This window comes from Rhizocola hellebori (assembly GCF_016862955.1).
GTDB lineage: Bacteria > Actinomycetota > Actinomycetes > Mycobacteriales > Micromonosporaceae > Rhizocola > Rhizocola hellebori.
Map to the genome: position 1 here is coordinate 42317 of NZ_BONY01000068.1, position 7744 is coordinate 50060.

The window sequence follows — 7744 nt, forward strand, 5'->3', positions numbered from 1 at the left end:
AGCGCTCACGGCCAGGTGGTCTTGGGGAAGCCGGTCCAGCGCAGGTCGGGCGGGAGGTGGCTCTGGTCGTTGAACATGACGATGGCCGGGGGCGACGCGGTGCGGTACTCGATGACGGTCAGGGCCGTGTTGGCGCTGTTGAGGCCAAGCCAGCGGGATGAGGGCGCGTCCAGCGCGTGGCGAACCAGCCACGCGATCTGGTAGGCGTGGGTGATCAGGACTTCATGCGTATCGAGAGCGGCGCCGGGGGCGGTGGCGAAACGGGTGGTCAAAGACTCGGCCAGGCTGTGGCCGGAGGCGGCTTCGGCGGCATCGAATCCGTCGAAGAAACCGGCCCAAGCCGCTGGCGTTTCAGCGGGGCTCGGGACGTATGGCACATGATCGATGAGTTCGGCAGCCTCAAGGACGGGCGCGCCGGGCAGATGCCGGGCGATCTCGTGCGCGCTCGCGGCGGCGCGCGGCAACGGGGAATGCCAGATGGCGTCGACGGGCAGGCCGGCCAGCCGCTCGCCAAGCAGATTCGATTGCCGGCGCCCGATATCGGTCAGCGTTCCGAACGGGTCGGCCGCGCCGTGCCGGGCTAGATAGAGGCGTCGAATTCCCATGGTTTGAGCCTCAATTCTTTGGGTCAGCTGTGATGACAAGGCCGGTGGCCCCATCGATGGTGATGGTGGCGGCGTCGGGAATTCGTGTCGTGGCATTGGGGACACCCAGGACCGCGGGGATGCGCAGCTCGCGGGCAACAATCGCGGCGTGGGAGAGTACCCCACCGGTTTCGGTGACGACTCCGGCGGCGATTCGCAGCAAAGGCGTCCAGCTCGGGTCGGTGTAGGGGCACACCAGGATGTCGCCCGGTTTCACATGGGCGAAGTCGTCGGGGCCGCGGACGATCCGCGCGGTGCCGGTCACGATTCCGTGGCTGCCCGCAGTTCCTTCCAGCGAACCGGATGGCCGGGCCGCGTCCTCTGCCGCCGTCGGCAGCGCGGCGGTGACCGGACGTGCTTGGAGGAGCCAAACCCGGCCGTCGGCGATCGCCCATTCGATGTCCAGCGCACGGCCGAGCACCTCGGCGGCCTTCAGCCCGAGCCGGGCCAGCCCGACGGCGACCGGATCGTCGATTGTCGGCCGATTTTGGCTTTCCTGCGGCACTTCCCGGGTGATCAGCTCTGCGCCCCGCCGATCCAGCCGGGTTCGCTTGGCGGAAATGGTGCGGTGCACCGATCCGTCGGCATTGACCCGGAAGGAGTCCGGGGTGACCGTGCCACCGACGACGCTGGGTCCCAGACCCCAGGAGGCCTCGATTTCGGTCGGGCCGCCGGGATTCGGCGCAGTGAACAGGACACCCGAAATCTCCGCATCCACGTGACGCTGAATGAGGACAGCCATCTCCGGCATATTGACTGTTTGCCGGTACTCGACGGCCCGCTCCGAATGCAATGAAGCCCAACAGACGCGGATTGCTTCGGCGACCTGATCGAGGCCGTGCGCCGCGAGCACGGTCTCGTACTGCCCGGCGGCTGAGGCGCTTTCCGTGTCCTCGCCCGCCGCCGACGAACGTACCGCCACGGGCGGGTTTCCTAGCCCGTCCAACCCGGCGGCGATGGCGGCGAGCAGCCCGGTATCCAGTGGCCGGCTCACTACCGCCTGCCGCAACACGTCCGGTGACGCGAGTTCCAGTCCGCGGACGGCTTCCCGGTAGGCGCGGAAAGGGACAACGAAGCCATCCGGCACCGGCAGCCCGGCGCGCATCAGCACACCGAGCGCGCCGGCCTTGGCGCCGCTGGTTTCCGCTCCGGCGTCCGTGAGGGACACGATCATTCGGAACGCCCCTTCAACATTTTATTGACAACGTTTCGTTGATTCTGCATATTGGTGGCATGTCGCGCAAGGACGAAGCCGCACGGGCCGATCAAGCGCAAGCGCGCCGCGAGCGGGAGGCACAGAAACGCCTGCTGCGGCTGGGCGCGGCGCAGCTGGATGCCCGGCCATGGCGGCCTGCCCCGGTACCCCCATCGGCAATAGACCTCGCCCACTTCGCGCTTTGGCGTTCCACCGCGCTGGCACCCGAAGACATGCTGAGCGCGTTGATTCTGCTGCCCGCCGCGCGGGCCGAGATCGACGGGCTCGAATCAGGCCTGCTCTTTGCCGCCCGCAGCGCGGGCCTTACCTGGGCTCAGATAGCCGAGGCGATGGGCTTCAAATCCCCGCAGGCATGCCAGCAGCACTACACCCGGCTGACGGCACGGCAGGGCGCCGAATGACGGCGCACGAGTCCACCTCCAGCCTCCTGGCCCTGCATGCGGTTCGCCTCATAGGTTTCGCCGACGCCGCGGTGATTGCCCAGCGCTTCGGCCTCGATGTCGCCGAAACCAGCGAGTTCCTCGGCGACGCCGAGGCCTACGGCTGGGCGAGTTACGCCGCCTTCGCCGGTCTGGGCGGCTGGTCCCTGACCGAGCGGGGCAGGGCCGAGAACGAGCGCCAGCTGGCCGCCGAGCTCGTCGCCTCCGGCGGAACCGATGAGGTCCATGCGACACACCATGACTTCCTGCCGCTGAATGCGCGTCTGCTGCAAGCCTGTACCAGCTGGCAACTGCGTCCGACCGGCGATAGCCGGCTCGCGCCCAACGACCATTCCGATCCAGCCTGGGACGCCGGCATCCTCAATGAGCTTTTCGCCATCGGCCACGCCCTCACGCCGCTGATTCATCGGCTCAGCGGCATCCTCAGCCGTTTTTCTGGGTACGACACCCGCTTCGCCGAAGCGCTGCGCCGCGTCCGCGCGGGAGACGGTGGCTGGGTCGACGGCACGAGCGTCGATTCCTGCCACCGTGTCTGGTTCGAGCTTCACGAAGATCTAATCGCCACTCTCGGCCTCAGCCGCCAATAACGCGATAGTCGACGAGCAGATGACCGGTTGGTGAGGTCTCGCTTCGGATCGATTCGAGCCGTATCGACGGCAAACCGTCGAGGAGCCGCCGTCCACGGCCGGCGATCCGCGGCGCTATCACGAGCCTGATTTCATCCGCAACACCACCGGCGAGCAGCGCCTGCGCGACCGAGATGCTTGCGTGGACACCGATGTCGCCTCCGTCCTTCTGCTTGAGATCCCGAGCGAATTCGACGAGCTCGCCGTCGAGCACCTTGGTGTGAGCCCAATCCTGGTCAAGCGGCGTCGATGTGGCGACATACTTCGTGACCCCGTTGATAAAGGTGGCGAATGGCTCGATCTGGCTGCTCGGCCAGTAGGGCGCCCACTCGGTGTAGCTGCGGCGACCCAGAATGACGGCGTCCTGGGTCGCGATAACGGCCGCCAGGTTGGCATCCATCGCGTCGTCCCAGTCGGTGAAGAAACCATCCGGGGCTTCGGCAACCCCATCGAGGGATAACAACTCGTATATGACAATTTTTCGCATGCCCATACCTCCAACGGCTAGGTCTCGTTGCCAGTAGAGACCGATCGGGCCACCGAAACTCATCGGTCGCCATAAGGAGACTTGGCGTGACGGGATAGGCACTCTGCGCCATGTATTTGCTAATTGCGCAGAGATTGGTAACCCAAAAGTGGGTGAGTGAGTGGCCTGAACGGGAAATGGCATAGGGCAAGCCGACTTATCTCGAGCAACTGAGTTGGCATAGCGCTAGATTGACCAACGCAGTCACTACAATCAATCCCAAAGGATCACAAGATGCGAAATAATCGCAGACGCCGAGCCGCGCTCGCGGCCACGCTCTCAGCTGCAGTGATAGCCGTTGTGGCGACATCCATCTCTGGCACCGCCAGGACAAGCAAGGCCGCATCGCTCGACGACCAGCCGGCCATCGCCGCAGCATGCGACGCCCGGCTGGCCGACCAGCGGCCCCTCACCCCGGAACAGCGAACATGGCTGGACACCTGCCGGTCCGCATTCAACACGCCACCGAGCGCAAGCCCTTCGTCTGGAACCACACCTAGCCCAGTGCCTTCGACAAAACCGAGCCTGTCAGCAAGCCCTGTCCCGCCACCTGCGGCAGGAGCCTGCCGGGCCTGGCCCGCGTTTCCTGACGGTAGCTGCACCGGATGGCGACATACGGGCGTGACCCTGCGGTCGTGCCCCACCAAACTGTCCACCGCAGGGGCAACCTACGACTCGTGCCGGTTCACCGGGGCCGTCGTCATTGCCGCGGACAACATCACCATCCGCCGCTCCCACGTGGAGGGCGGCCACGTCGAAGGCGCATCAGACGCTGACCTGCGCGGACTGCAACTGGTCGACGTTGAAATCTCCGGGCCGGTGGGCGGCAGCGATTCCTATGCCGCTGTGGGCAACAGCCGGTACTCCTGCGTGCGCTGCGACATTCACGGCGGGCTGCGTGGTCTGGCGCTGGGCAGCAACGTGACGATCGTCGACAGCTATGTGCACGACCTGCGGGTCCAACCCGGATCCCACCAGACCGCCGCGTCCACACACGGTGGTGCCCATGTCCGCATCGAACACTCCACGCTGCGCTGCAACTCGGATCGTTTCGCCTGTTCCAACGGCGTCAGCTTCTACTCCGAGGACGCCCCCGGCATCGATGACGTGCTGATCACCCGCAGCCACCTCAGCACCGACGCCGGGTTCTGCGTCGGCTTCTACAGCCTGCAGGCCGGTAAGCCCTACGGCATCACCAATGTCCGAATGGTGGACAACGTCCTCGGCGCCAGCGAATTCGGACCGGTAGCCAACTGGCCCGCGGCGCAGAAGGGCAACACCTGGTCCGGCAACACCACACCCGGCGGCGGGCCCATAAAGCCGTAGCGGCTGGGGCCACTAGGCCCTGTGCCACAACGGATAGCCCTGCATGGGCGTCACGGGGAATTCAATTGGGTCAAGTCCGTTGTGGCACAGGGTGTTGCACATCCATTTACCTGTGAGGGAATTGGTTCTCGGTCGCCGCAGGCGCATTGTCGATCACATGACCAGTTTTCCCGTTCTCACCATTGACACCGCGCCCGACGCCGCCAAGCCCGCGTTGCAGGGCTTAAAGCAGGCATTCGGGGTGGTACCCAACCTGGCCGCGACGATGGCGAGCTCCCCACCGCTGGTGAACTCCTTCGTGGCCGCGGTCGGCCAGTTCACCTCGGGCTCATTTACCGGCGGCGAACGCCAGGTTCTGCTGCTGTCCAACGCGGTGGCCAACACGTGCCAGTGGGCGGTGGCCTTCCACTCCACGATGGCCTCGACGGAGGGCGTCGACGAGAAGGATGTCAGCGCGATCCGGCGCGGTGAAACCCCGGACACGCCAAGGCTGGGCGCGTTGTCGACGCTGACCCGGACGCTGATCGAGCGCCGCGGCCACCTGCGCGAGGCTGACATCCAGGCCTTCCTGGAGGCGGGCTTCGGCAGCGACCAGCTGCTCGAGGTGATCACCGGCGTAGCGATCTCCGCGCTGGCCAACTATGCGGGCAACGTAACGCATCCGCCGCTGGAGCCGGCGTTCCAGCCGCAGGCATGGACAGCCGGATAATGAGCTGATGTCCGACGTCGGCGTATTGCTCAAACAATGGCGCCGGTCTCGGCGGCTGAGCCAGCTGGCCCTGTCCGCCGAGGCCGCCGTTTCCTTGCGCCACCTGTGTTTCATCGAGACCGGGCGGGCCCGGCCGAGCCGGGTCATGGTGCTGCGCCTGGCCGACGCCCTCGACGTGCCGCTGCGCGAACGCAACGCGCTGCTGCTGGCCGCCGGATTCGCACCCGCATACCAGGAGTCGCCGATGGACGCGCCGGTGCTGACCGCGATCCGCCGCGCGCTGGACGCGATCCTGGCCCAGCAGGAGCCGTACCCGGCCGTGGTGATGGATCGGGGGTGGAACATCCAGCACACCAACGACGCCGCGACCCGGCTATTCAACCTGCTCAACGCCGGGCACAAGACCGGGCCGCCAGGCCCACCCAACGTGCTGCGCACCATGCTGCACCCGGACGGGGTAATGCGGTATGTCGCCAACTGGCCCGAGGTGGCCGCGACCCTGCTGCGCCGCATCCGTCGAGAGGCCGTCGGGGGCAGCACCGACGAGCGCGCGCAGGCCCTGCTGGCCGAGGTGCTGGCCTACCCGGGGATGCCGCAGCCGCCCGCCGGCCCGGACGAAGGCCCACAACTGCCGATCATCCCGGTCCAGTTCGAAGGCGACGGTTATTCATTTACCTACTTCTCTACGGTAACCACCCTCGGCACGGCCCAGGACGTCACCCTGGAGGAGCTGCGCATCGAGCTGTTCCACCCCGCCGACCAGCAGACCCGGCACGCCGCGGAAGCCCTGCGCGACACCGCGCCGTGAGGTGTTGCCAAAGACGGGTATCACTGGGTTTAATCATCTGTACGACGGGCAATCGTTTCACACCACGAAGGATGTGACATGCGAAAGCCTGGACGTATTTTGGTGCTCGCGCTCGCGACCGCACTTGCTTCATCCGCTGTTGCCGTGTTGACCGGAGCTGAACCCGCATTCGCTGCGGTGAGCTTCGCGTCGACGGCGGTGAACCAGAACGGCGGCAACTGTGCGGATCTGCCCAACAGCAGCACTGTCAACGGTACCCAGATAAGGCAATTGACCTGCAACGGCGCGGGGAACCAAAGCTTCGCGTTCACCCCGGTGAGCGGGACAACGGATCAGTTCACCATCGCCACCGTTGCGGCGGGCAAGTGCGTGGATGTGTTCGGCGCATCCACCGCCGACAATGCCACGATCATCCAATGGTCCTGCAACAACGGCAACAACCAGAGATTCCGCCTGGTGCCGGTGGCGATCACGGGTGCCGACAAGACATTTAATCTGCAGGCCGTGCACTCGTCCAAGTGCGTGGTGCCGTCTGGGGGATCGGCGGCGACGAACATCGGCTTGGTCCAGCTGCCCTGCAATACGACGACCTCTCGCGTTTGGCGGCTTCCCAATTACACCAGCGGTGGGAACCCAACCCTGCCGCCGGAGAAGACCGTCCGCGTCTATTGGCTCAAGCCTTCGGACGTGGCTTTCGACCAGCGCTGGCCCGACGGCATAGCCAATGTGATGCGGGAGGCCCAGCGGTATTACCGTCAGGAACTCGGCAAGACGTTCACCCTGAACAATCCGGTGGTCGAGGTCGTCAACGGCGACCAGGTGAAGTCCTGGTACGAGAACACCCCCAACGGCGCCGATCGCTATTGGTGGTCGGTGTTCAATATGCAGGCCGAACTGCGGCGCAAACTCGCCCTGAACGCACCCGATCGAAGGTGGATCAATGTCGGCGAGATCAGTGCTGAGGGCCCGGGTGCGGGCGGTGGCGGTGGCGGCGGCTGGGTAATCCTGTGCCAGCACGACGCGGATGGTGCGGCGGGGGTCAACGGCCCTATGAACCGCTGGTACGGCGGGATGGTGCACGAGCTCGGCCATGCGTTCGGCCTGCCCGACTCCACCTCGACCGACGGAACCCCGATGTCGGCCTCGTTCTACAGCTACCCGAATACCCACTTCAGCCAGGCACAGAAGACCGCGATCCTCAACGGTCCCTACGGCACCTTCCTCTCGTAGGTTGGCTTGGGAAGCGGCGACGGTGTTCACTGTGCCGGAAGGGGATGAGGCCTGGATGGACTGGCCCAGCGGCACATCCGAGCGCGCAGATGGATTGGGTTTGTGTCACCACTTAGCTGTTACGGCGATCGATGGGTAGCGCCGCCTGGCGCTACCCATCGCGCAGCTGGTTAGGCGGAGGTAACTGCGAATCCGTCGAGGACCGCGTAGGTGCCGGTT

At 65.8% G+C, this 7744-nt stretch carries 9 protein-coding genes; 6 read left to right on the top strand and 3 right to left on the bottom strand.

Annotation, left to right across the window (positions count from 1 at the left end):
• Nucleotides 1–5 precede the first annotated feature (5 nt).
• Both Rhe02_RS37350 and Rhe02_RS37355 read right to left on the bottom strand, forming a co-directional pair.
• On the bottom strand, nt 6–605 hold the full coding sequence (locus Rhe02_RS37350) for a histidine phosphatase family protein (RefSeq protein WP_203913198.1): 600 nt from the start codon (nt 603–605) through the stop codon (nt 6–8).
• 10 nt (nt 606–615) lie between these two features.
• Nucleotides 616–1818 carry a PEP/pyruvate-binding domain-containing protein gene (locus Rhe02_RS37355; protein WP_203913199.1) on the bottom strand — a complete coding sequence of 401 codons (1203 nt, stop codon included), beginning with the start codon at nt 1816–1818 and terminating at the stop codon, nt 616–618.
• Between the two features lie 59 nt (nt 1819–1877).
• Between Rhe02_RS37355 and Rhe02_RS37360 the strand changes: the two genes are divergently transcribed.
• A complete protein-coding gene (locus Rhe02_RS37360; RefSeq protein ID WP_239124298.1) occupies nt 1878–2261 on the top strand; it encodes an SANT/Myb-like DNA-binding domain-containing protein in 384 nt (127 codons plus the stop codon).
• Nucleotides 2258–2887, top strand: a complete 630-nt coding sequence (locus tag Rhe02_RS37365) for a transcriptional regulator (protein ID WP_203913200.1) — start codon at nt 2258–2260, stop codon at nt 2885–2887. Before Rhe02_RS37360 ends, Rhe02_RS37365 begins: the two co-directional genes overlap by 4 nt.
• Here Rhe02_RS37365 and Rhe02_RS37370 read toward each other — a convergent pair.
• Nucleotides 2874–3413, bottom strand: coding sequence for a dihydrofolate reductase family protein (locus Rhe02_RS37370; protein WP_203913201.1), 540 nt, complete (start codon nt 3411–3413; stop codon nt 2874–2876). The genes Rhe02_RS37365 and Rhe02_RS37370 overlap by 14 nt on opposite strands.
• A gap of 660 nt (nt 3414–4073) precedes the next feature.
• Between Rhe02_RS37370 and Rhe02_RS37375 the strand changes: the two genes are divergently transcribed.
• The 4 genes from Rhe02_RS37375 to Rhe02_RS50195 all read left to right on the top strand — a co-directional run bounded on the left by Rhe02_RS37375 (nt 4074) and on the right by Rhe02_RS50195 (nt 7525).
• Nucleotides 4074–4778, top strand: coding sequence for a hypothetical protein (locus tag Rhe02_RS37375; RefSeq protein WP_203913202.1), 705 nt, complete (start codon nt 4074–4076; stop codon nt 4776–4778).
• Between the two features lie 157 nt (nt 4779–4935).
• Nucleotides 4936–5487 carry a carboxymuconolactone decarboxylase family protein gene (locus Rhe02_RS37380; protein WP_203913203.1) on the top strand — a complete coding sequence of 184 codons (552 nt, stop codon included), beginning with the start codon at nt 4936–4938 and terminating at the stop codon, nt 5485–5487.
• Nucleotides 5488–5494: 7 nt separating this feature from the next.
• On the top strand, nt 5495–6295 hold the full coding sequence (locus tag Rhe02_RS37385) for a helix-turn-helix domain-containing protein (protein WP_203913204.1): 801 nt from the start codon (nt 5495–5497) through the stop codon (nt 6293–6295).
• Between the two features lie 78 nt (nt 6296–6373).
• On the top strand, nt 6374–7525 hold the full coding sequence (locus Rhe02_RS50195) for an RICIN domain-containing protein (protein WP_239124299.1): 1152 nt from the start codon (nt 6374–6376) through the stop codon (nt 7523–7525).
• Nucleotides 7526–7744 lie beyond the last annotated feature (219 nt).